Below are 25,186 nucleotides of genomic sequence, written 5' to 3' on the forward strand. Positions count from 1 at the left end.
ATTCGGGAAAAAGTGAGGGAAGTGAAACAGGTGAGTGGGAATGGTTTAGGATTAATACAATAAAGGAGTATAGGGGCTTGTAGAACATCTTAGTTATTTCTTTACAATATGTTTTAACCCTTATACTCCACTACTCCTAACCTCCTAAATAAAAAACCGACCGTTTCGGCGGTCGGTTTTTTATTTCATTACTTCTCCGGAGTCATTATGACATCAATTTCATTGCCTGAAGCAAGAAGTTGTTTGAGGAAGTTTGCAATCTTTTCAGGTGTCAACTCGTTAACCACCTTCTTGTAATTGGTTTGGAGATCAACACCTGTAAATACATACTCACTGAGGTAAACAACCCAGCGGCCGTTGCTCTTTGCATTTATGTCAGCATTCTTGAGCATATTCTCTTTTACCTTAGCAACCTTGTCGGCATCAACTTTGATAGAGTTGTCGGCAATGCCTTTCGCCAAGAGAGCGATTGCTGTTTCTGCCTTTTCAGGATCCATCGGGCAGTAAGCCTGCATCACAGCCATTGCCTTATCGCACTGACGGCTAATGCCACCACTTGCATTTACAGAGTAAGCAGCACTTGCATCCTCACGAATATCTTTCAGATAAACCATAGCAAGTACCTGTCCGGCTGCGTCAGAGAGAACCTCGTTCTCAAGAGTGTAAGGCATTATTGCGTGCCAGAACTTGAATGCCGTAGCCTTCGGAGTTTCCATCTTGCGTGTGAAAACATTCGAAACCTTTCCTGTCGGGTAGAGTTCGATAGGCTTCCAATCGGCAACTTTCTTTGTAGATGGCAGTGAAGCGATGTACTTCTCGATGAGCGGACGGAGTGCAGCCTCATCGTAATTGCCCACGAAATAGAACACGAAACCGCGTGCATTGCTGAAACTTTCTTTCCATATCTGCATTATACGGTCGTAACTTATCTTAGGCAGATCGGCCTTGTCGCTCGGTGCGAAGCGTGGGTTATGTCCGTAGAGGGTAAACATGAGCGAGTCGCTATATACAGCCTCCGGTGTGAGTCCCTTGTTTGCAAGCATCAGTTCGAGTTGCTGCATCATAGAGTTGTAAGAGTTCTCGTCCTTAGATACGTTAGTGAAGTTGAGGTAAACGAGTTGCAGCATGGTCTCGATGTCCTTCGGAACAGTGTAGCCTGAGAGTGACTTATAGAAGTTGCTCATGCCAAGGCTTACAGAAACCTGCTTTCCGTAAAGAGCCTTCTGCAGTTCGGTGTTAGAGAAATTGCCGAGTCCGCTCTGTGAGATAACCTCATCGAAGTATTTCAAGTTCACGAAATCATTCTCTCCATAGAGAGTGTTTCCACCCTTTGCAATAGCCTGGAAGCGCACCTCGTCATTCTTGAAGTCGGTCTTCTTCATTATCACCTTAGCACCATTGCTGAGTTCCAACTCCTTGTATCCGAGCACGTTGTTTTCCTTCTCCTTAACGATTTTGCCCGGTTTCGGCATTTTCTCCGGAGCGATGAGCGGCTCGTTCTTCGTGTTGTCAACGTAAGCCTCAAGTTTTTCTCCACGCACTTTGGCCACTGCTTCTGCCATCTGTGCCATTGTCGGTGAAACCTTTCCTTCCTTCTCACGTGCCATTATGAGCACAACGAGATTTGAATCTTTCTCACTGATGAGTTCCTTAGCATACTCGTTGATCATGTCAACGTTAATCATCGGAGAGCCTAAGATTTGGCTCATTATCTGATACTTCACCTCTATAGATGGAATCGGTTCGTTGTCGAGGTAGTTGTCACGGTAAGCATTGCCGAAAACAGCATTGTTCACCTTGTCACGATTGTTGTATTCCTTCTCCAGTTGGCTAAGATATTCAGCCTTCACGCGATCGTATTCGCCCGGTGTGAAACCGAACTGGCGCACGCGCTGAGCCTCGCGATAGATTGCAGAGAGAGCCTCCAAGTCTTTGTCATCCTTTGCAAGAGCCTGCATTTCGAAGTTATCCTTTGTCTTTGAGAAGATGTAACGTCCGTCAGCAGCCGATGCACCGATGAACGGGCAGTCTGCCTTCTTTGTAAGTTCCTCCAGTCGGAGGTTCAGCATCATTGATATAACCTGCTTTGCATACTGGTCGAGCAGATAGCCCATGTCGCCCTTTTCCTCGTCTTTCACAGGGTCGTGCTTCATCATTATGTTCACGATGGAGTACTGCTGTTCCTTATCTTTCTCGAAGATGTATATAGCCTCGGCATTGTCTGGCACTTGTTCAGGAACCACCTGAGCAGCGTCTGCCGGCACCACAACACCTTTCCAAAGGTCTTTGATGAGAGCCTCTACACGATCAACATCAACATCACCCACAACGATGATCGCCTGATTGTCCGGACGATACCACTTGTGATAGTATGCGCGGAGCACATCCGGCTCGAAGTTATCGACGATTTCCATGAGTCCGATAGGCAGACGCTCACCATACTTACATCCCGGATAGAGTTTCGGAAGTATTTTCTGGTACATACGCTGGCCGGGACCTTCGCCCATCTGCCATTCCTGATGTATCACACCACGTTCCTTGTCGATTTCCTTTGAATCAAGGGTAAGACCGTTAGACCAGTCTTTCAATATCAAGACACAAGAATCTACAGCAGTGGCACGCGTAGTAGGAACGTTGCAAATGCGATACACTGTCTGGTCGATTGATGTGTAAGCGTTGAGGTCGCTACCGAACTCTACACCCAGTGAGCGGGTATATTCCAACAATGTTGAGTCGGGGAAATGCTCCGAACCGTTGAACGCCATGTGCTCGAGGAAGTGTGCCAGGCCGCGCTGGTCGTCGTTCTCCTGAATAGAGCCTACACGCTGTGCGATGTAGAAATTGGCCTTATGCTCCGGCCAGTTGTTGTTACGAATGTAGTAGGTCAGTCCGTTGTCGAGTTTACCCACGCGCACTTTCTCGTCCTGTGGGATAGGAGGCAACTGCTGAGCCATCATTGCCGTGGCACTTACAACAAATAGAGCCGCAGCAAAAAAGATTCTTTTGAATTTCATACTTTTGGTTTATTAAATAATTTTATTTCAATTAGTATCAAATTTAAATTATGCTTGCAAAATTAATAAAATATTCTTTAAGCACCTATTATTTCGCTTTTTTTATCATTAATATTCATTAATATGTTGAGCGGTGGCGGTAAACGACGAGGGTTGAGCGATGAACGATGAGGGTTGTGCGTCCTTTCTCCGCTTCCTCTGAAAGCGTCTCCTGGCAGAGCCGAGCAGAGCGAAGATAGAACGTTCATCGTTGATTGTCCATCGCTCACCGCTCATCGCTCAACCCTCAACGCTAAACGCTCAACATCAAAGCCCTCGACAACATTGCAAAATGGGCGAAATTGGAAAGTAATTTGGGCGAAATTGGTTTGCAAAATCGGCGATTTTGGTTTGCAAATTCGCCGAAATTGCTCTCCGTTTGTTCTTGAATATATGAGTTCAGGGGCATATACAACATATCTGTTTATGATATTTAAAAAAGTGGCAAGTACATTTATTTGCTGCATATCTCCCGAACATCATACATTCTCAAACTCCCTAATTGCTAACCATATCAATTCATTCTACTCCCGTCACCGTGTATCCGGCCTTGCGAAGACCTTCAAGCACGCCCTCATCTCCTACGAGATGGCCGGCACCAACGACAAAGAACGTGGGGTTCTGTTTCATCATCATCGGCATCTCTGCCAGCCACTTGCGATTACGATTGTATATAAGACGGTCGTTTTCCTCATCTGTAGCATCGCACGAACTGTTGAGTTTGTCGTCCATCACCTCCTTAATCTTCTTGAGATCCTGTGAGAAATAGGCTTTGGTCAGCCGTTCTGACATCAAGTCCATATACTCATAGTTGTCGCATAGACACATCAGTTGTTCTATCTGTCGCTCCATTGTGGCACCTTTCAACAATGTAGCAATCTGGAACTCCATTGTTTCAAAGCCTTTCACCCCTTTGCCATTCTTCTGCGCCAGTTTCTGGAAATATCCGTCGAACTGGTTTGTCATGTCAAAATCGGGGCAACGTTTCATGCTCATTATCATCGTAAGTTGTGTCACCAAGGCCGAAGGTGTAATCTTTTCCAGTTGCATTTTCACCATAGGATTGCTCATGTCGGCTCCCATCACAATGTTCAGCAGCGAATTCAGTTTCGACATCTGCTTCTCATCAAGCAGTGAAGATAGCGTCTTTCCGTCTTCAAGCATCATGGCTTTTTGCATTGCCATAAGTTTCTCCGGGTTCATCATGTCTGCCATGTCGAGTTCTCCACACACCTGTACGGTGTTGTCGAGCGCGGCTTTCACTCCGTGAATACTGTCTGCAAACGACACCGGAGCAAGGTGGTGTGTACCGAGGATGTAACTGTCTTTTTCGAGTCCGTTGCCGGAAATTCGGTATAACAGTTGTGCATTCGCACCGATTACGACTGCTGTCACGAGTGCCAGCGTAAGCATTATTTTCTTCATAGTATTTCTGTTTCCGATTTATATTATTACTGCCGTACCGCTTGTTGCCACCATAAGCATGGAACCGTTCTGCCCTACCGTCTCATAGTCTATGTCCACTCCGAGTATGGCATTTGCCCCAAGGGCTTCTGCACGTCGGCTCATCTCTGCCAACGAGGTGTCTTTTGCCTCAATCAGGACTTTCTCGTAAGAGCCTGCACGCCCTCCCACAATGTCGCGGATGTTTGCCATAAAGTCCTTGAATAAGTTTGCTCCGACTATTGTCTCGCCGGTAACTACTCCTAAATACTGTCTCACAGGATATCCCTCCAGTGTGGGTGTTGTACTGATAATCATAATACTTTATATTTAACGTTAAACTTGTTGTTACAAATCATTATTTCTTTTGAACTCGAATTGCCATAAATGGCACATAAAGTTCATGTAATTATTTCTTCTTTCTTCTCATTAAATTTATGTTCATTCGTCACGATATTCAAGTATATCCCCGGGCTGACACCCCAGTTCGCGACATATAGACTCCAGCGTGGTGAAACGTATTGCCTTTGCCTTTCCTGTTTTCAATATCGAGAGGTTAGCCTGTGTGAGGCCTATCCGTTCGGCAAGTTCGCCCAACCCCACTTTCTTCTTCGCCATCTCGACATCCAAATTCACTATAATATTACCCATGTCACTTGTGTTTTTTGTTCCTTTCTGCCATGTATCTTATGCGTTATGGCAACTTAAACCACCTGTTCGAGTTCTTCTTTCTGCTTCACTCCGATTCCGAATATCTGTGCCATGAGCAGCAGAAGCAGTCCGGGCAGTAACGAAGGAAGTTGCATGATGGCGTAGGAATAATTGTATATGTAACCTTGTGGCACAAACAACATTGAAGGAGCATAAACCTCATAGAACGCGACGGCAATCATTGACACACTCGAAATGAGTGCCGCCCAGCCCGCCGTGCGCAGCAATCGTATTGTTTTCCACGTGAACACCTTACCTTTGTTGATTGCAACAACAAACCGAATGAGATAAATTATGAAAATGAACCATGTCACAAGACTTATCACCGAGATAGGAAGCATAAAGATAAGTTTCATTACTTCACCCTTTTTGCTTTCAAGAAGGGTGCTTTCCAACATCACTTCCTTCACCCATACCCTTACATCGCTACCTGTGTTGCCGTCAGTTAGTGTCACCATGTTGTCGTCACCGATATGCGTCGGAGTCACACACACCGGCAACATCAAACTCGAATTGTCTGTCGAGTAAAACAGGTCGGTGAACTGCGACAATGCCATTGCTACCATGAAGATGAGTATCACGATGCAAAGTATGTTCATTCTCTGTTTCATATATATGCAATGTTTATATCGTTCTTATCGTTATTCGATATGCAAAAATATGATTAATAAATGAAATGCGCAAACAATACACAATAAAATTTTATCGAAAAACAATAATTTAACATTACAAAACAATATTTGCCATATTATACATTATTATATATATGACGCAGTATGGCGGTAATATATTTTTTTATAACGACTATGTATCAAAAAAAATTATCTGCCCTTGCGGAGCAGATAACCTTTTAAAAACAAAAAAGAGGACGATATGAATCTCTCACTTCGGCCTCCTGAAAACTTCAGCGTATTTGAATCTTGCCTAATGTAACAATGCAAAGCATCATAAAAATAAAGGCAACAATCAACATTACGCATGTTTAAAAATCTAATAACATAATCTTTACCTTAAATCTATCAAACTACTAACCTATGAAAACTTTTGTGATGTATTCTCACGAACACACTGCAAAGGTAAGCAGTTTCTATGAATTTCGCAACAGCAGGTGTCAAAAAATGCCTTTTTACGTTATTATTTTGACATAAATCAACACCTGCGGCGTTGTTGCTTTCTATTTGTTCAGATTCCATGTTGCACCGTCCTTGGTGTCTTTCACCTCGAAACCGGCAGCGGCAAGTTCGTCGCGAATCTTGTCTGATGTGGCCCAGTCTTTATCGGCCTTTGCCTTTGAGCGCAGCGACAGCACCATATCTACCACCTTTCCGTAGGCCTCCTCGCGTGCCGCATTGTTGGTATCGCCGGCCGCTTTCAGTCCGAGGATGTCGAAAGCAAACAGATGTAACACCTCTGAAAGTTCCTTCAGACATGCCTCGCAGATTGTAGCCTTGTGGTCGATGAGCGAGTTTATGACATGGCAAGCCTCGAAGAGATGACTTATCACTATCTGTGTCTGCATGTCATCATTCATTGCGTCATAGCATTTTTGGCGCAACTCTTTCACGGTTTTTTCCGTCTGCGGGTCGCACTTTTCAGATACCGGAACGCGTTTGAGGTCTTTTATGCCCTGCATCAGTCGTTCGAGACCTTTCTCACTCGCCTTCAGTGCTTCGTTTGAGAAGTCCACCGTGCCGCGATAGTGCGCTCCAAGAATGAAGAAGCGTATCGTCATAGGACCGTATGCCTGCTCAAGCGAGTCGTGGTTGCCGGTGAAGAACTGCTCAAGGGTTATGAAATTGCCGAGCGACTTGCCCATTTTCTGGCCATTGATTGTTATCATATTGTTGTGCATCCAGTACTTCACCATGTCGTCACCCTGTGATGCTGCCGACTGTGCAATCTCACATTCGTGGTGCGGAAAGACAAGATCCATGCCTCCGCCGTGAATGTCGAAGTGGTTGCCGAGATACTTTTTGCCCATCGCCGTGCACTCGCAATGCCAGCCGGGGAAGCCCTCGCTCCACGGCGAACGCCAACGCATGATATGCTCCGGCTGTGCTTTCTTCCACAGAGCGAAATCCACTTGGTTGCGCTTCTCGCCCACTCCATCGAGTTGTCGCGAATTGTTTATAACATCATCAAGGTTTCTTCCGCTCAGTTTTCCATATTTGAATTTCTTATTATACTTCTCAATATCGAAATAAACCGAACCGTTGCTCTCGTAAGCATATCCGTTATCAATAATCTGTTGCACCAGTTCCTGTTGCTCGATGATATGCCCCGTGGCATGCGGTTCTATCGATGGCGGCAGCACATTGAGCACATTCATCGCATCATGGTAGCGATTGGTGTAGTGCTGCGCTATCTCCATTGGCTCAAGTTGCTCAAGTCGAGCCTTCTTCTCTATCTTGTCATCGCCCTCGTCGGCATCGTGTTCGAGGTGTCCCACATCGGTAATATTCCTCACGTAGCGCACCTTATATCCGAGATGTTTCAAGTATCTGAACAATATGTCGAATGTTATGGCAGGGCGGGCGTGTCCCAAATGCGGGTCGCCATATACCGTAGGGCCGCACACATACATACCCACGTTGGGCGCATGAAGCGGTTCGAAACGTTCTTTCTGCCTATGCAGTGTGTTGTAAATCAAAAAATTCTGTTCCATAATCACTGTTGTTTATTAGTTTGCAAAGGTAATAAAAATATAATGAAGAACGATAAAGGAAGGTGGTTTTTTATTCATCTTAACAGCCAAAACGACATCTGCAAAATGAAAAAACATTACTACATAAGTGTCAATTAACCGCTTTCTCTTTCCCGAAAAAGAACGGAGAGAGACGGAGCAGATCTGAAACGTGCCCGATAAGGAGACTGCCAAGGGTGGCAATGGTCACGGTGACGATGCAGAAAGAGAATCCGCTGGGGTCGAAAGATAAAAAAAGGGGTTGGTAGAGTTTTGAAACAGCTGTGAATATGGGGGAGAAGAGCAACAGCAACAGGGTGTTTCTTCCCACAAAAAGCAAAGGACGACGCATTCTGCTGCTCGTGAAACGATATATATATAATATGAAAGAGATCATGAAAAAGACTATTGCCATTCCGCCAATCGTGGCGCGGTCGAGTTGCGAAGGCATGAAAAGGGCTATCGAAAGCACCGGAAGCACCGCCCACCATGCAGGGTGGAATACTGCGAGAAACCTCATTCCGAGTAGGCTTATCATCGCTCCGGCCATGAAATACATGGCATTGGGCAGACTTACGAGTCCACAGAAACCTAACAGCAGACATCCTGCCACCGCAACAAGAAACCGCAACATGGGCTTTATCGCCCTCAGTCGCATGGCAAAATAACATACCATAGAACACAATATCCATGTATGCAGATACCAATAAGGGCCAAGCGGATGCAAGAAAATTTTGTCGAAAAGCAGCATTGGCGTAATATTGTCAATGTGTTCGCGTATCGGCAGCAGCGAGGCCATTACCACATAAGCAGTTTCCATGACCAAATAGGGAATGAATATCCACATCATCGACTTCATGAAAGTTGCCATTTTCTTATCCGTATTGCACAGATAACCTGATACAAGGAGAAACGCCGGCATGTGGAAAGTATATACGAACTGCTTCGCAAAGGCGTAAGTGTCGCCGATATAGACGATGTGGAACGTTATCATCAACAGTATCAAGACACACCGCAAGAAGTCAATCTCTTCCAATCTCTGTTTCATTCTCCCTTTACTTCTTTTCGTTTCAACTGTCATTACGCGAATACCATACAGCGAGAGTGTTCATTCTGATTCACCGGGGTGGTCTTCATCAGCAAGTCTGTCCTAAAGCATTCCGAGTCCGGCATTTCCTTTCGCTGCCTCATACAAGCGGCGAGAAGGGCGAGGAAGAGCATTGCGGAGAGAATAAATTTTATTTTCTCGGTCATTGTTTGAAATACAATCCTACTTCAAGAAACTCTCAATCCGGCCGGCCACCTGTTCCGGAGTGATGCTGTTCAGGCAAGCATAATCACCGCGATGACACGGGCTGTTTCCGAATATACTGCACGGCCGGCATGGCATATCGACCTGTATGACAGTCGCTTCCGACTGATTCCAACCCTTGAAACCGGCCAATGTATGCGTTGCCCCCCATATACTAACAACCGGTGTGGCAACGAGCGATGCAAGGTGCATGTTCGCGCTGTCCATTGAAAGCATCACGTCGAGGTGGCTCATGAGTATAAGTTCGTTGCGAAAGCCTTGCACCATGCGCGGCACCACAGAGCAACGAGGCTCCTCGCCGGCCCATGCGTCCATCACTTTCAGTTCCTTCTCGCCTCCACCGAACAGGAATATGCGTGCCGTCGGATGACTTTTGAGCAATAGTTTTATCGTCTCAAATGTCTTTTCTTTGGGATAGACCTTACCTTCATGGGCGGCAAACGGAGCCACGCCGATCCATTTTTGCGAATCCTTTTTTCCACCTATGGCCGCTTCTATCTCATGCAACGGCCCTCCTTCGGGTGGGAACAGCGAAGTAAAATCCAGTTCTACAGGATAGCCCAAACGCGCCAACACATCGGCATATTTCTCGAACGATGTCTGCTGTGGGACAAGTTTCTTGTCGTTTTTCCTTGTCAGTGCCTTCCTGCCTCGACGATTCTTGTTGATATGTTCCACGTGATAACGCGCCGCACTGAATCTCATTCTAAGATAACTTGAGCGCAACACATCGTGCAGGTCGGCAACAGCGGTAAAATTCTTCGCCACCAACCGTCTGTAAAGAGCATTGAGTCCTTTTACACCGCAATACTCTTTATTGAAGTCGGCTCCCATAAATCCCACATTCGGGGCAATCCCCTCGAACAGCGGGCGCATAAAAGAACGACTCAGTACGGTAATGCGCAGGTCGGGATATTGCCGTGCGAGCGAACTCACCACAGGCACGGTCATCGCCACATCTCCAAGCGCGGAGAACCTTATTATTAATATGTGCTCGGTTCTCATCTACCTTATTTCTTGCCGTAGAGCACAGGATTGGTAGCCGGATCGTTATACATCTTCATTTGGCGATATACCTTCATATATTTCCTACCGGTCTCAATATCCTCAAGAAGTTGGTCGATAGCCGTAGATAAGTCAACCTGCTGCTCTTTCAACACCTCCAATTTCTGCGCACATTTCGCCAGATGCTCTTCCGAAGCATCATTACGAGCGGCCTGTTCGGCCATGTGGTATATTTTCAGTGCCAAAATACTGAGGCGGTCTATCGCCCATGCCGGACTCTCGGTATTGAGTCTTGCCTCTTCCAAAGGCTTTATTTCGCTGTATTTCTGACGGAAATAAGTGTCTATTTGTTCAACGAGGTCGGTTCTGTCCTGATTGCTTCGATCGATGCGTCTCTTCAGTATCAGAGCCTCCGCCGGGTCGATGTTCGGGTCGCGTATTATGTCCTCAAAATGCCACTGCACGGTGTCAATCCAGCATTTCAAGTATAGCCTGTTCTCGATAGAGTCACATTCATACGGGTTGTTGATAGGAGTATCAACGTTGTCGGCAACATGGTAGTCTTTAATTGCCTTGTCGAAAATCTCGTTACAGAGTTGTGTAAATGACATTTGGTGTTTTATTTAGATTTGATGCAAATTTAAATATTTATTTTCAAACGGCAAAGTTTTTAAGTAAAAACATCAAAAACATGCACACATAGGGGTGGTGTGTGCAAACAAAATGTTTTTTTTCGTTGAAATATTTGCACACATGAATAAAAAGTTGTTCCTTTGCAGCCGATTTTTATATATTAGTGAATATTATTAACATTAAAAAAATTACAATTATGTCAGAAATTGAATCTAAAGTAAGAGACATCATCGTTGAGAAACTCGGTGTAAACGAGGAAGAAGTTAAGCCAGAAGCAAGTTTCACAAACGACCTTGGCGCAGACTCTTTGGATACAGTAGAGTTGATCATGGAGTTTGAGAAAGAATTCAACATCTCTATTCCGGACGATCAGGCTGAGAAAATCGGTACGGTAGGCGATGCTATCGCATACATCGAGGACAACCAGAAATAAGATTGTTTAAAATCAGATTGATAATTGATAATTGACATTTGACTATTCATTTATGTTGCTCATTTTGCAGCACTACGTCAATTATCAATTATCAGTTATCAATTATTATTATAAATAAATGGAGTTAAAAAGAGTTGTCGTGACAGGGCTTGGTGCCGTAACACCTGTTGGTCTGAATCCGGAAGAAACGTGGAACAACCTCGTTGCAGGAAAGAGCGGTGCAGCACCTATCACTAATTTTGACACCTCCAAATTCAAAACCAAATTTGCTTGCGAAGTGAAAGGGCTCGATATCAACCAGTATATCGACCGTAAAGAAGCACGCAAGATTGACCGCTACACGCAGTTGGCACTTATCAGTGCGATACAAGCGGTTGAAGACAGCGGAATGAATCTGGAGACTGTTGACAAAGAAAGGATCGGAGTAGTATTCGGTGTAGGAATCGGAGGTATAAAAACCTTTCAGGATGAAATTATTTACTATGGACAGAACATAGAAAACGGACCGAAGTTCGGACCGTTCTTCATCCCTAAGATGATCAGCGACATCGCTGCCGGACACATCTCTATCAAATATGGTTTCCACGGTCCTAACTACGCAACGACAAGTGCTTGTGCATCTTCGACAAACGCATTAGCCGACGCTTTCAATCTTATTCGACTTGGCAAGGCAAACGCCATTGTGGCCGGCGGTGCCGAGGCTGCGGTCTGCGAGAGCGGTGTAGGAGGATTCAATGCCATGCATGCACTCTCTACACGCAACGACTCTCCGGAGACTGCGAGCCGTCCGTTCAGCGCAAGCCGCGACGGATTTGTAATGGCTGAGGGTGCCGGATGCTTCATTCTCGAAGAATTGGAACACGCAAAAGCACGCGGTGCAAAGATTTATGCAGAGATGGTGGGAGAGGGAATGAGCGGCGACGCATACCACATCACCGCTTCTCACCCCGAAGGTCTCGGTGCAAGACTCGTTATGGAGAATGCCCTCAAGGACGCAAACCTGACACCGGAGGACATCGACTACATCAACGTGCACGGCACATCGACACCTGTGGGCGACGTTTCTGAGGTGAAAGCCATCAAATCCGTATTCGGAGAGGCTGCATATAAACTCAACATAAGTTCCACAAAATCAATGACCGGACACCTGCTCGGTGCTGCCGGTGCGGTGGAAGCAATGGCGACAGTGCTCGCTGTGCAGAATGACATCATACCGCCTACCATCAACCATAGTGAGGATGACAAGGACGAGGAAATCGACTACAACCTGAACTTCACGTTCAACAAGGCTCAGAAGCGCGAAGTACGTGCTGCCATGAGCAACACATTCGGTTTCGGCGGACACAATGCGTGTGTTATTTTCAAGAAATATGCTGAGTAATCTCATTGACAGAATAAAACTCCCTTTCCGCAAGGAGAAGGAGTTTTTTTTGGCTCTCTACGATATTATCGGTTTCTATCCGCACAACATAGAATTTTATAAAACGGCACTGATGCACAAGAGTATGCACAGCCGCAACGAGAAAGGGCGACCCGTGAACAACGAGCGACTTGAATTCCTCGGCGATGCTGTGCTCGACTCCGTGGTGGGACATATCGTTTACAATCACTTTCCGGGCAAACGTGAGGGATTCCTAACCAACACACGCTCTAAGATAGTGCAGCGAGAGACCCTCAACCGACTTGCCGAAGAGATGGGCATAAACCGTCTTATACAGTCGTCGCGAACCAATACGAGCCACAACAACCACATGGGCGGCAACGCTTTCGAGGCTCTCGTGGGCGCAATCTATCTGGATCGTGGATACGACGCTTGCATGCGCTTCATGGACAAGCGCATATTGGCGCAACTCATAAATATCGACAAAGTGGCTTATAAGGAAGTCAACTTCAAGTCGAAACTGATAGAATGGAGTCAGAAAAACAAAGTGAGACTGGAGTTCAAACTCGTAAGCAGCGACAAAGACAAGGACGGCAACCCTACATTCTGCTATAAAGCAGTGCTCGAAGGTATTGACGGTGACATGGGAAGAGGATACTCGAAAAAAGAGAGTCAGCAGCAGGCAAGCCGACTGACGTTGAGCAGACTGAGAAAGCAACCCAAGTTCATCGATGCCGTGTTTGCCTCTAAGTCCGCAAGAACGAAGATGGAGGAGGAACCGGTGGGAGTGCCCGAGCGCGAAACAAAGAATGATTTCATCATATCCGACATGAACAACGGCATGCGGAAAGATGCACCAAACACATACCGCGAAGACGGCATTGCCAAAGAAAATGCAAGAAACAACGACCGCCAATGGCCGGAAAAACAGGACAAAGAAGACGAGTTCGACCTCTCTGATATCTACATAAAGAACAAAGGAGAGTCTTACGAAGAAATCATTGCAGCAGCCGAAGCATCTGCATTTGCAGAGAACTGATTTATACGGAACGTGCTTTCGGGCGATTGTCGATAACGAAACAATCACTAATCACATTTCTTCAAGAAACCAATCTCGCCCAATTTGGTTTGCAAATTGGGCGAGATTGGTTTGCAAAATGGGCGAAATTGCTGACCAATTTCGCCCATTTTATACGCGACAATTAGGATATATAAAAGAGATTTTAACGTTTCTTATTTACCCCAAGTAACATTTGTTACCAATATCCTTTCTTAATGAATATACCTTTGCAGTCATAATTCAAAAAATAAAATAAATGACAGAAAATAAGATGTTTTGTTTCCAGTGCCAGGAGACTTCAAAAGGAACAGGTTGTACTATTAAGGGTGTATGTGGAAAAGAGGCAACAACCTCGCAATGGCAGGATTTGCTGTTGAGTGTGGTTCGTGGTGTTGGTACAATTCAGGATGCTGTCGGAGAAAAGGCGAAAGACAATGTTGCAGAGTTCATTACCGATGCTTTGTTTACGACAATCACTAATGCCAACTTTGATGATCAGAGTATACTGAACAAGGTGGACAAAGGTCTTAATATAAAAAAACAACTGCTTGAAATAGCTGCAAGCAAAAATATCTCTCTACCGAATTACCAAGAGGTAAGTTGGGGAGGTGAAAAGGCCGATTATGATGCAGAGAGCCGTCGCGAGAGTATTCTTCGTAATGAAAATGCAGATTTACGCTCGCTCAAAGAATTGACCATACTCGGCTTAAAGGGCATAGCGGCTTACTATGAGCATGCGGCTCGATTAGGCGAAACAAACGATGATATCATTGCATTTATGTGTAAGGCTCTTGCAATCATCAGTAATCCTGAAGCTGATATGGAAACACTACTTGCAACAGTACTTGAAACGGGTAAGTATGGTGTATATGTCATGGCGTTGCTCGATAAAGCAAATACTAAAGCATATGGCAACCCAGAACTTACAAAGGTAAATATCGGGGTAGGCAAGAATCCTGGTATTTTGATTTCAGGTCACGACTTAAAAGATATTGAGGAACTGCTCATTCAGACAGATGGTACTGGTGTCGATGTTTATACTCATGGAGAGATGTTGCCCGCTCACTACTACCCACAACTAAAGAAGTATAAACATCTTGTGGGTAATTATGGCAATGCATGGTGGAAGCAAAAGGAGGAGTTTGCAAGTTTTAATGGTCCTATTGTGTTTACCACCAATTGTATTGTTCCACCAGCATTGTCCGCAGAATACAACAATCGCGTGTTCACAACTAATTCTACTGGTTTTCCTGGTTGGAAGCATATTGAAGCTGGTAAGGATGGGCACAAGGACTTCTCCGAGGTGATAAAACTTGCAAAGACATGCGATGCACCAAATGAGATAGAGAGTGGTGAGATTATCGGTGGTTTTGCCCATGCTCAGGTTTTTGCCCTTGCTGATCAGATTGTAGAGGCAGTGAAGAGTGGGGCTATACGTAAATTCGTGGTTATGAGTGGCTGTGACGGCCGTATGAAGAGTCGCAACTACTATGAAGATTTTGCTAAAGCTTTACCAAATGATGTGGTAATTCTTACCAGTGGGTGTGCAAAGTTTAAGTACAACAAACTGAACCTTGGCGATATCAATGGTATTCCTCGTGTGTTGGATGCAGGTCAGTGCAACGATTCATATTCTTGGGCTGTAGTGGCTTTGAAACTAAAAGAAATATTTGGTGCAAACGATATCAACGACCTGCCAATATTCTTCAATATTGCATGGTATGAACAGAAGGCCGTTATTGTTCTGTTGGCTCTTCTACATCTTGGCGTGAAAAATATACATATTGGGCCGACCCTTCCTGCATTCGTTTCAGAAGGTGTGCTTCAGGTACTGATTGATAACTTCGGTCTTGCTGGGAATTCTACAGTAGAAGAAGATATTCAAAAATATATTATTTAATATGTATTTCCCTCGATAGAAAACACTATCGGGGGAATTTATGTTTTAGAGCAATAAAACATGTAAAAATAGCGTTCTTATAAAACAATAGTCCGTTAGTCCGTTAATTTTTTGGAGAGCGTTTGAGCATGACTTCAAAAGTGAGACAAAAATACGATTCAGCGATAGAATATAAATGGTTGAAAAAGAATGAGTTAAGTAATGAAATATAACATAAAACCGGTTATCTCTCTAATTTTCAGCAACTTTGTAGATTCAAAATACAATAAAGTTCATGCTGATAACCAACTTGATTAGCCGATATATGAAACTCTGCAAAGTAGCATTTAGTGCCGGAGATGGGGCAAAGTTAACCAAAAGTATTCAGACAAGCGACATGGAAATGCTTTTTCTTTTGATGGTCATCCCAAGGAGATGCAAATTCACGCAGATGGGACGCTATGGCAAGCGTGGCGAGCAATGCTATCGGCAGAAGGCCGGGAAGCATACCCCATACGTGGGTACGTTTTGGTCGGGCTGTGCAGGTGCAGTAAAGCACGGTATTGAGATACTCGGCATCGGAGTGATAGACGTGGACTTGCATGAGTGCATGATGCTCAAGACCGTACATACCACACTTGGAAAAGTTGAGGAGAAAAACAAGATGAACCTATTCGACCGGTATGCCAGGGTGTTGGAGGATGCCTCAGGCAAGGCTTATGCACTCAAGGCATGGTGCAAGGAACTTGACATCTCCATAGACCGCCTTAAAGCGCAGATGGTCAACGCCTACTATGCGCAAGGAATTATTGACGTGTTAGAGAAGAACCCGAACACGCCATTAAATAAAGAAAGTGCAAATGAGATATTTAGTTTCGCTGCTGACGCAGCATAGTATTTTAACGTACTATTAATAAAAAAGACGCAATATGAAAGAAACTGCATTCGTTACTTTACAGAAATGTCCATTATTCCACGGATTTACAATTGATGAAATTAAACAAGCACTGATGTTAGCAGATTATAGAATAGTGAATTATCCTGCCAGGGATATATATACTCTCGCTGGCATGCCTTGCAAGTATGCCGATATTATCATTGAGGGAGAGATGATTGCTCGTATGACAGGAATATCGGGTAAACAAGTTCAGATAGACAGGTTACCTGCATCAACCCTGATATCTCCAGCTTTTATCTTTGCCAATAAGAATGAAATGCCTGTAAGCGTAGAGACTAGCAAGCCAACACTTCTGATGCGTATGATGCCATCAGAACTGAAAAAACTTATTGATACAGACGAAAGAATACGTTGGAATTTTATTCAACAATTGTCAATGATTGATGTTTTCCTTACGCAAAAGATGCGCATGCTCTCGCTTTTCAGTGTTAAAGAAAAGGTGGCTCAATACTTGATAAAAATAGCTACAGAACAACAAAGTCGAACTATTAAACTTAATGTGAGTCGTCAGGAAATGGCAGATATTTTTGGTATTCGGAAGTTCTCGCTACTTCGTTGCTTATCAGAATTCGAGGATAATGGAGCTATTAAGATAGAGGGAAAAACTATCACGATTATCAACTCCGATAAAATGAAATGATAGAACAGCATTGTGCTTAATAATAAAAAGGCCAGAGATTACTAAAATACTCTGGTCTTTTTTATTATTTCCTATGCAACTGTTTTTCTGACCTTGCATCTACGGATTGTTTAGCCTCTGATCATGGTAATAATCATCTTGAATTTCTGTTCGGCCTTTACAGAGTGAAGAGCACCACTTGGGATAACGAAACTTTCACCTGCTTTTATGTGATTATCTGTTCCTTCTACATTTAGTACCATATTGCCATCTATAACATGTATAAATGCATCGTATGGAGCAATGTGCTCTGATAATCCCTGCCCCTCATCGAATGAGAAGATTGTTATACTACCGGCATTATTGTGAACCAATTCCTTACTAACAACTCCACATTCTGCGTAATCTACCAAATCATTTGTTACAAATACTTTTCCTTTTTCGAACTTCATAATATTATCTTTTTACTTGTTATTACTTCTATTATACATTCTGCAACAGTTGTGCCATTAGCCTGTAAATTCTAACATTTATTACATACTATTTCTCTAGGAAATGCTCCTTGGCAAACTCCATATCCTGAACAAACTCAGCGGTGCCAATATATTTTCCCGCTTTATCTCGTACTGCCTGATATGTTACAAGCATTGTTCTGTCATTTTTCTCCATCCATATCTGTATTTTTTCACGTTTGCCACTACGAAAATCATTGATAATGGTTCTTACAATTGATTCTATCTTAGGAGGATGACATGAGAACACTTCTCTATCAATGGCCATCTGTGGACGATGGAACACTTTCTCGCCTTCATTAAAGAATCGGTTAATGTTATCTCCATCCACAAAAGTGATTTCCAGTGGGATGATATTAAGTAATGCTGTCAGTTGCTCTATTGTAAGATGACCACCAGGCATAACCACCTCTCCCTGATGCTCAGGAATTGAGTTGGTATATTCTTCTGCAACCACCCATTTATTGCTCACAACATCAAGGCAAGTAGCGTAATCCTTACTGTCGCGATAAATACCCATCCATTCCTCATCAGTAAAATTGGCTGCACATATAGGGAAAAGGATGTTCTGCTCCTTATATATCATCTCATCAATACGCTGAATGACATTCTGTACACGTATAGTCCACTCTTCATCACGAGCCTGTTGTTTTACAAGTGAACTCAATTCATTACGTATCTCGTCATCGAGCGTCCACATTATCTGCGAAGGACCAATAATATCGTATTTAACCTTCAGATGGGGATAGATCAAATCTCCCTTCTTGGCGTAATGCACTGCTATCTCACGAATCTTAGTTAAAGTAGAAGATACATCCTTGTCTTCATCCAAGAGATTTCTAATATCAGCAATGAGTTTTGCAAGAGAGTCATTCTCCCGAGTGAATGTCTGCAGCGGATGACCATCTATATTTATGAGTGTTCCACATTTATCAATATTCTCTCTTGCCTTAGCCATGTTATGAGTCTCTTGTGCTTTAGTTTCAGCAAATGCATGCTCTCTTTTTAGTGAGGCTGATACTTCTTTTTCTGCATTGGCTATCTTTTCCTCGCGCGTAGCACCATGAAATAATGCAGAATGAACATCACACAGTTTCTGCACCTTGTCTATAGACTCTCCCTCACGAATAAGTTCTTGTTCTGCACGCATAATCTCTGATGCTTCCACATCCTTGAAATTCTTGACGAAATCTCGTCTGACCTTTTCAATATCCTCACCGGCATTTAGTCGATGTAAATATCCTTTTAGTAAATCTATTCTCTCTTCTTTAGTAGATGTCTCCGGTGCATAAGTAAACTTTTCTGTTTTCTCCTTTACAAAATGTGTCATTTCACCAGATAATTCAAAACCATTCTGCATAAGAGCAACAATTACTTTCTCCATCGCGATACCCCTAAGTTTGGCACCTTTTGGCAATGTCATCAACTTGCCCATCGACTTACGCATGAACTCCTTCTTGATTTCTACAAAACCAAGATTGTTCATAATATCAATAAGTTCCGGGTACTGAGTTGTCAACTCATATATGTTCTGCGATAAATCTAACTTCTTCATATGCTTATCTTTTTATATTTTCTTTTTTAGTGCAAAGATATAGGTGTAAAAATAAGCCGTTGGTAACAAATGTTATTCAACAGACTTAAGTATTGTTAAATGTTCAATAAGTTTCACCACCGAGACTATTGGTGCGCAAGTGTCTATCCCTAACTCGTGTAATTATATAAATTTGCACATGTTTATGGAATCCATCCTTTTTACGCAATATTATTCTAAATAATTTTGTAAAAAAACTCTTGGCAATAAGGCTAATTGATAAAAAAGTAGTAATTTTGCAAACTCTATATTAATATAGGCAATAGGATTTTATTTAAATTATTCATTTCCAACAATATGAACAATCAACCGGCAAGAACATTTGTTCTTATAGCAATTATAGTAACGATATTGGTTTATATGCACTTCATGCCGCAGGTGTCGCTGGCAGGGACATCACTTAGGGATGTTGACATTCTGAGTGACGTATTGCCCGAAATTGACGGTGATGACAACAGCGAAGTAATAGCGAAACCGGTGATACCGGCTGCTCCGACAGTGACCGCAAAGGCAGGAAAACCTGGCGAGCAAGCACCGGCAAAGAAAAAGAAACCTTGCCCACCGGGCACTACGTGCATAATAGACTATTCGGGAGGCAGTGCTCACGGCATGGAGAGTTTCTACAAGGCTCTTGAAAATGTGCAGAAAATGAACCGTCCGGTGAGGGTGGCTTATTGGGGCGACTCGTTCATCGAAAGCGACATAATGACAACAGACCTGCGAGCACTGCTGCAAGACAAGTATGGCGGAAATGGTGTCGGGTGGGTTGACTGTGGCAAGACAACAAACAGTGCACGACCAACAGTGAGGGTGGCAACAAACGGCTTCACGAGCCATTCGGTAATGGAACGAAAGACATTCAACACCTCACAGCAGGGTATTTCGCAGAGATATTTTACCGTAGCAGGCTCTGCACAGGCTACGTTCAGCGGAACAACATGGAACAACCACTGCGGTTCGTGGGGCACATCAACCCTTTACTTCAAGACTTCAACGCCAATCAGCATCACAGCGACGATGAATGACGGAGAACAGAAGTCGTTCTCGATAGAGGCTGCGTCAAATGTGCAGAGCGTTTCGGTGACAGGACAGATGACGAAAGTGAAATGGGCTGTGAACGGAGCAAATTCTTCAACACAGTTCTACGGCACGGCACTCGACCCGAAAAACGGTGTGGTGGTGGACAATTTCGCCATGCGCGGAAGTGCCGGAATGTCATTGGCAAGCATACCGGAGCAGACAATGAAGGAGATGGCGGCAAAACGCCCATACGACATGCTGGTGCTGCAGTTCGGACTGAACGCAACGAGTCAGCGAAGCACCCAGAAACAGTTGCAGCACTATGTGACACAGATGTCGAAAGTAGTGGAAATGCTGAAGCGATGCTACCCCAATGCCACAATACTGATTGTCAGCATGAGCGACAGAGACCAACGTTCCGGTGGAGAGATCAAGACAATGAAAGGTGTAGAAGAACTGGTTTCCTATCAGCAATTATTGGCTGCCGACAACAAAGTGGCTTTCTTCAACCTCTTCGAGGCAATGGGAGGAAATGGCGGCATAAGCAAAATGGCACAGAAAGGTATGGCAGGCAAGGACTATACCCACATCAATTTCAAGGGCGGAGCCTACCTTGCAAAGAAACTGTATGACGGGATAATGGCCGGAAAGTAAACAAGACGCAAAGATGACAATAATAGACAATATTGCGCAGGTCTTGACTTACGACCCTGCCCAGCCAATGATTTTCAGCAGCGGCATATTCCTTTGGCTCTTCCTCGGTTTCTGTTTCATATATATGCTTTTGCAGAAGAAACTCATGCCACGGCTTGTGTTCGTGACAATGTTTTCCTATTTCTTCTATTACAAGAGCAGTGGCATCTATTTCTTTTTGCTCGCCGTGGTTACGGTGAGCGACTGGCTGATAGGTCGGATGATGGGAAAGATTATCGAACGCGAACCGGATGACAAGCGCAAGACACGATTGCTCGTGGCACTGAGTGTGGTAATCGACCTCTCGTTGCTGGCTTATTTCAAATACACCAACTTCTTCCTCGGTTCGCTGTCACAGATTATCGGCAACAATTTCCAGCCGCTCGACATATTCCTACCGGTGGGAATAAGTTTCTTCACGTTCCAAAGTCTGAGTTATACGATAGACATCTACCGTCGCGAAATACGCCCATTAGACTCGCTTCTCGACTATGCTTTCTTCGTTTCGTTCTTCCCACAACTCGTGGCAGGACCTATCGTGAAAGCACGCGACTTCGTTCCGCAGATTCGAAAACCACTCTCGATAACCCGACGAATGTTTGGCATGGGTGTATATCTTATCATAATAGGACTCTTCAAGAAAGCGGTAATCTCCGACTATATAAGCATCAACTTCGTGGAACGCGTGTTCGATCAGCCCGAAATGTTCAGTGGCTTGGAGGTGTTGTTAGGCATATATGGCTATGCCCTGCAGATTTACTGCGACTTCTCAGGATATAGCGACATGGCCATAGGTATAGCACTGCTGCTCGGTTTCCGTTTCCCGATGAACTTCAATGCGCCTTATAGTTCGGTGTCGGTGACCGATTTCTGGCGACGTTGGCATATTTCGCTCTCCACATGGCTTAAGCAATATCTGTATATTTCGCTCGGCGGCAACCGCAAGGGCAAATTTAAGACATACTTGAACCTAACGCTGACAATGCTGCTCGGCGGACTATGGCACGGCGCATCATGGAATTTCATCCTTTGGGGAGCATTGCACGGGTTGGCACTCAGCGTTCATAAGTTCTTCTCACAGAACATTTTCCGTCACGACAAACGATATAAAAGCACCGGAATACGCAAGATTGGGGCTATAATCATTACTTTCCACTTCGTTTGTTTCTGCTGGATATTCTTCCGCAGCAGCGATTTGGATACGAGTCTCACGATAATCGGACAGGTATTGACCAACTTCCACCCCGAACTGTTGTGGCAGGTGGTGAGCGGTTATCCATGGGTGTTCGGTCTGATGGCATTCGGTTTCTTAAGCCATTTCCTGCCGGACAGATGGCAGCAGCACATCATCGTCCGACTGTCCATGACCAATGTTTTTGTCAGTGCGGCACTTATCACGGCCGTGATATACATCGTAATTCAGGTGAAGTCGAGCGACATACAGCCCTTCATCTACTTCCAGTTCTGATGTTTCATGCAGATATCGGGTTGGTATCTGCATGGAACATAGTGAAATACAAGAAATAATCAAGACATAACACACAGAAAACAGACGAAAAAAATCGTTTTATGAAAAAAAATTTGGAACTTATCATGTTTTTAGTTATATTTGCAAACATGATATTATGCAACACGCTTAGTCGAAGATATAAAAATACAATCGTATAAGAAAGTCCGATTTTTATTAACCATTTAAATTTAATAAACAATGAAAAAAGTAATTTTTAGCGCATTCTTAATGATGATGGGTCTATTCTTTGTTTCTTGCTCAGGAACAAAAGACTTTAAGACAGTGCTTGAAAATGCACAGAAAGATGGCGCAAATTGGAGTGTAGAAGAGTGGAAAGATGCCTACAGAGTTTCTATGCAGGCTACAAAGCCTATGCTTGAGGAACTTAGCAAAATCAAGGAGAATGCTCAGAATTTAAGCGAGGAAGACCAGGTGAAGATGTTAGGTGAACTTGCTGAGAAGATGAAGAAATATGAGGAACTCAGCAATCAGTTAGAGGCTTTTAACAAGGCAGCACATGCAACAGAAAACGGTAAGAAAGTTTCTGAAGACCTGGAATTCCAAAAGGAGTTGGCAAAAGAACTTGGAATGGATAAATTAGTAGAAGATATGTAGTTTTTTTTCATGTTGGTAAAAGACTTCGGATGAGGGTTTAGGCCTGATTCCGAAGTCTTTCTTTTGTATAAACCAAACTCGGGCATTAAGACGCATGTGCTTAGATTTGAGATAAATCAGTAGCAAATTCTTTGTATTGTCTCCAATTTTCAGTAACTTTGCAGTCAAATTGGAAATCAATAAGTTATGAATATAGAAAACGAAATAGTAAAGGCAACGCTGAAAGTTGTCAAGGAACTATATGGTCAGGACGTTGACCGCACTGCCGTGCAGTTGCAAAAAACACGTGCAGACTTTGAAGGAAACCTCACGCTTGTGGTGTTCCCTTTCTTGAAAATATCAAAGAAAAAGCCGGAAGATACGGCACAGGAGATTGGAGAAAGACTGATAAAAGAAACCGCAGTGGTGGCTTCGTTCAACGTGGTGAAAGGATTTCTTAACCTCGTGGTCTCGCAATCGGCATGGATTAGTTTACTGAACGATATAAATAAAGATGCTGACTTCGGTTATAAGAAAGCCGGAGAAGACAGTCAATTGGTAATGATAGAATATTCTTCGCCTAACACCAACAAGCCGCTGCACCTCGGACATGTGCGCAACAACCTGCTCGGCTGGTCGCTGTCACGCATAATGGAGGCCAACGGATACCGAGTGGTGAAGACTAATATAGTGAACGACAGGGGAATACACATCTGCAAGTCTATGCTCGCATGGCAGAAATGGGGCAACGGAGAGACACCGGAAACAAGCGGAAAGAAGGGCGACCACCTAATCGGTGACTATTATGTACTCTTCGACAAGCATTATAGGGAAGAAATTTCTTTGCTAAAACCCAAATTCATAGAACAAGGATTGCCTGAAAAAGAGGCCGAAGAGAAGGCAAAACAGGAGGCTCCGTTAATAAAGGAGGCTCACGATATGCTTGTAAAATGGGAGCAGAACGACCCGGAAGTACGCGCTCTTTGGGAGAAAATGAACTCGTGGGTGTATGCCGGTTTCGATGAAACCTACAAAGCGTTGGGCGTTGGGTTTGACAAGATTTACTATGAGAGTCAGACTTACCTGCGCGGAAAAGCAAAGGTTGAGGAGGGCTTGGAGAAAGGACTCTTCGAACGTCACGAGGACAACTCGGTATGGGCAGACCTCACAGACGAGGGACTCGACAAGAAACTTCTACTGCGCAGCGACGGCACAAGCGTATATATGACACAGGACATCGGTACCGCCGAGATGCGATTTAACGACTACCCTATTGACAAGATGATATATGTGGTGGGCAATGAACAGAACTATCATTTCCAAGTTCTCTCGATATTGCTCGACCGTCTGGGATATAAATGGGGCAAGGAACTCGTACATTTCTCATACGGAATGGTGGAATTGCCTAACGGAAAGATGAAAAGCCGAGAGGGCACGGTAGTGGATGCCGACGACCTGATTGACGTAATGACAGACGACGCACGACGCACAGCAGACGAGGCGGGCAAAAACGCCGACCTCACAGAACAGGAGAAACAGTCCATTGCACGAATAGTGGGAATGGGAGCACTGAAATACTTCATTCTGAAAGTCGATGCAAGAAAAAATATGTTATTCAATCCGGAGGAGTCAATCGACTTCAACGGCAACACCGGTCCGTTCATACAATACACCCATGCACGCATAAAGAGCATTATGAGAAAAGCAGAAGCAATGGGAATTAACATCAATGGCATAGCGACAAGGAATGATGCGGTGCTGAACGAGAAAGAAATCGAACTGGTGCAGAAGATGAACAGTTTCGCAACAGCAGTGGAACAGGCCGGCAAGGATTATAGTCCGAGCGGAATAGCGAACTACTGTTACGAACTTACCAAGGAGTTCAACCAGTGGTATCACGACTTCAGCGTACTGAATGCCGACGACGAACAGACACGCATCACACGACTTGTACTCGCCAAGAACGTGGCGAAGATAATCAAGAATGGCATGGCTCTGCTCGGAATAGAGGTTCCGGAACGCATGTAAGTCACTTCACACATTTAATTATATACCGCCAATGCCGCTGAAGAAATGGATTGTATTTTATACAA

Annotated in this window: 23 protein-coding genes; 10 read left to right on the top strand and 13 right to left on the bottom strand. The window is 44.1% G+C overall.

Going from position 1 to position 25,186, the window contains the following annotated elements; all coding sequences use genetic code 11:
- Positions 1 to 188: 188 nt before the first annotated feature.
- The 11 genes from EHV08_RS06350 to EHV08_RS06390 form a co-directional block, all read right to left on the bottom strand.
- On the bottom strand, positions 189 to 3,014 hold the full coding sequence (locus tag EHV08_RS06350; protein ID WP_126678570.1) for a M16 family metallopeptidase: 2,826 nt from the start codon (positions 3,012 to 3,014) through the stop codon (positions 189 to 191).
- A gap of 108 nt (positions 3,015 to 3,122) precedes the next feature.
- Positions 3,123 to 3,290 carry a hypothetical protein gene (locus tag EHV08_RS11445; protein ID WP_158676061.1) on the bottom strand — a complete coding sequence of 56 codons (168 nt, stop codon included), beginning with the start codon at positions 3,288 to 3,290 and terminating at the stop codon, positions 3,123 to 3,125.
- 282 nt (positions 3,291 to 3,572) lie between these two features.
- On the bottom strand, positions 3,573 to 4,478 hold the full coding sequence (locus tag EHV08_RS06355; protein WP_126678571.1) for a TraB/GumN family protein: 906 nt from the start codon (positions 4,476 to 4,478) through the stop codon (positions 3,573 to 3,575).
- 18 nt (positions 4,479 to 4,496) lie between these two features.
- Positions 4,497 to 4,814: a heavy metal-binding domain-containing protein gene (locus tag EHV08_RS06360; protein ID WP_126678572.1), complete on the bottom strand. Its 318-nt coding sequence runs from the start codon at positions 4,812 to 4,814 to the stop codon at positions 4,497 to 4,499.
- Positions 4,815 to 4,937: 123 nt separating this feature from the next.
- Positions 4,938 to 5,147: a helix-turn-helix domain-containing protein gene (locus tag EHV08_RS06365; RefSeq protein ID WP_126678573.1), complete on the bottom strand. Its 210-nt coding sequence runs from the start codon at positions 5,145 to 5,147 to the stop codon at positions 4,938 to 4,940.
- 53 nt (positions 5,148 to 5,200) lie between these two features.
- Positions 5,201 to 5,818 carry a DUF2975 domain-containing protein gene (locus EHV08_RS06370; protein ID WP_126678574.1) on the bottom strand — a complete coding sequence of 206 codons (618 nt, stop codon included), beginning with the start codon at positions 5,816 to 5,818 and terminating at the stop codon, positions 5,201 to 5,203.
- A 563-nt stretch (positions 5,819 to 6,381) separates the two neighbouring features.
- The gene (gene cysS / locus EHV08_RS06375) at positions 6,382 to 7,872 is read right to left on the bottom strand and encodes a cysteine--tRNA ligase (RefSeq protein WP_126678575.1); all 1,491 of its coding nucleotides are present in this window, start codon (positions 7,870 to 7,872) and stop codon (positions 6,382 to 6,384) included.
- A gap of 130 nt (positions 7,873 to 8,002) precedes the next feature.
- Complete coding sequence (locus tag EHV08_RS06380; protein WP_238988025.1) at positions 8,003 to 8,938, bottom strand: acyltransferase family protein; 936 nt, start codon at positions 8,936 to 8,938, stop codon at positions 8,003 to 8,005.
- Positions 8,939 to 8,970: 32 nt separating this feature from the next.
- A complete protein-coding gene (locus EHV08_RS11450) occupies positions 8,971 to 9,144 on the bottom strand; it encodes a hypothetical protein (protein WP_158676062.1) in 174 nt (57 codons plus the stop codon).
- 16 nt (positions 9,145 to 9,160) lie between these two features.
- Complete coding sequence (locus tag EHV08_RS06385; protein WP_126678577.1) at positions 9,161 to 10,207, bottom strand: glycosyltransferase family 9 protein; 1,047 nt, start codon at positions 10,205 to 10,207, stop codon at positions 9,161 to 9,163.
- Positions 10,208 to 10,212: 5 nt separating this feature from the next.
- Complete coding sequence (locus tag EHV08_RS06390) at positions 10,213 to 10,818, bottom strand: DUF4254 domain-containing protein (protein ID WP_126678578.1); 606 nt, start codon at positions 10,816 to 10,818, stop codon at positions 10,213 to 10,215.
- Positions 10,819 to 11,036: 218 nt separating this feature from the next.
- Between EHV08_RS06390 and EHV08_RS06395 the strand changes: the two genes are divergently transcribed.
- The 6 genes from EHV08_RS06395 (at position 11,037) to EHV08_RS06420 (ending at position 17,191) form a co-directional block, all read left to right on the top strand.
- Positions 11,037 to 11,273 carry an acyl carrier protein gene (locus tag EHV08_RS06395; protein WP_126678579.1) on the top strand — a complete coding sequence of 79 codons (237 nt, stop codon included), beginning with the start codon at positions 11,037 to 11,039 and terminating at the stop codon, positions 11,271 to 11,273.
- 118 nt (positions 11,274 to 11,391) lie between these two features.
- Positions 11,392 to 12,654 (top strand): beta-ketoacyl-ACP synthase II, encoded by a 1,263-nt coding sequence (gene fabF / locus EHV08_RS06400; protein WP_126678580.1) that lies wholly within the window; start codon positions 11,392 to 11,394, stop codon positions 12,652 to 12,654.
- Positions 12,644 to 13,693, top strand: a complete 1,050-nt coding sequence (gene rnc / locus EHV08_RS06405) for a ribonuclease III (RefSeq protein WP_126678581.1) — start codon at positions 12,644 to 12,646, stop codon at positions 13,691 to 13,693. Before fabF ends, rnc begins: the two co-directional genes overlap by 11 nt.
- 277 nt (positions 13,694 to 13,970) lie before the next feature.
- A complete protein-coding gene (hcp, locus tag EHV08_RS06410) occupies positions 13,971 to 15,614 on the top strand; it encodes a hydroxylamine reductase (protein ID WP_126678582.1) in 1,644 nt (547 codons plus the stop codon).
- Between the two features lie 274 nt (positions 15,615 to 15,888).
- Positions 15,889 to 16,488, top strand: coding sequence for a hypothetical protein (locus tag EHV08_RS06415; RefSeq protein WP_126678583.1), 600 nt, complete (start codon positions 15,889 to 15,891; stop codon positions 16,486 to 16,488).
- 34 nt (positions 16,489 to 16,522) lie between these two features.
- Positions 16,523 to 17,191 carry a Crp/Fnr family transcriptional regulator gene (locus tag EHV08_RS06420; protein ID WP_126678584.1) on the top strand — a complete coding sequence of 223 codons (669 nt, stop codon included), beginning with the start codon at positions 16,523 to 16,525 and terminating at the stop codon, positions 17,189 to 17,191.
- A gap of 110 nt (positions 17,192 to 17,301) precedes the next feature.
- Here EHV08_RS06420 and EHV08_RS06425 read toward each other — a convergent pair whose 3' ends face one another.
- Both EHV08_RS06425 and EHV08_RS06430 read right to left on the bottom strand, forming a co-directional pair.
- Complete coding sequence (locus EHV08_RS06425) at positions 17,302 to 17,625, bottom strand: cupin domain-containing protein (protein ID WP_238988085.1); 324 nt, start codon at positions 17,623 to 17,625, stop codon at positions 17,302 to 17,304.
- Between the two features lie 85 nt (positions 17,626 to 17,710).
- Positions 17,711 to 19,237 carry a DUF438 domain-containing protein gene (locus EHV08_RS06430; RefSeq protein WP_126678586.1) on the bottom strand — a complete coding sequence of 509 codons (1,527 nt, stop codon included), beginning with the start codon at positions 19,235 to 19,237 and terminating at the stop codon, positions 17,711 to 17,713.
- 336 nt (positions 19,238 to 19,573) lie between these two features.
- On the opposite strand from EHV08_RS06430, the gene EHV08_RS06435 reads away from it, so the two are divergent.
- The 4 genes from EHV08_RS06435 to argS all read left to right on the top strand — a co-directional run bounded on the left by EHV08_RS06435 (position 19,574) and on the right by argS (position 25,121).
- Positions 19,574 to 20,950, top strand: coding sequence for an SGNH/GDSL hydrolase family protein (locus tag EHV08_RS06435; protein ID WP_126678587.1), 1,377 nt, complete (start codon positions 19,574 to 19,576; stop codon positions 20,948 to 20,950).
- Positions 20,951 to 20,963: 13 nt separating this feature from the next.
- Positions 20,964 to 22,457, top strand: a complete 1,494-nt coding sequence (locus EHV08_RS06440; protein WP_126678588.1) for an MBOAT family O-acyltransferase — start codon at positions 20,964 to 20,966, stop codon at positions 22,455 to 22,457.
- Between the two features lie 240 nt (positions 22,458 to 22,697).
- Positions 22,698 to 23,114 (top strand): hypothetical protein, encoded by a 417-nt coding sequence (locus EHV08_RS06445; protein ID WP_126678589.1) that lies wholly within the window; start codon positions 22,698 to 22,700, stop codon positions 23,112 to 23,114.
- Between the two features lie 186 nt (positions 23,115 to 23,300).
- Positions 23,301 to 25,121: an arginine--tRNA ligase gene (gene argS, locus EHV08_RS06450; protein ID WP_126678590.1), complete on the top strand. Its 1,821-nt coding sequence runs from the start codon at positions 23,301 to 23,303 to the stop codon at positions 25,119 to 25,121.
- Positions 25,122 to 25,186: the final 65 nt, after the last annotated feature.

Origin of the sequence: Prevotella koreensis, assembly GCF_003977605.1 — a bacterium.
GTDB lineage: Bacteria > Bacteroidota > Bacteroidia > Bacteroidales > Bacteroidaceae > Prevotella > Prevotella koreensis.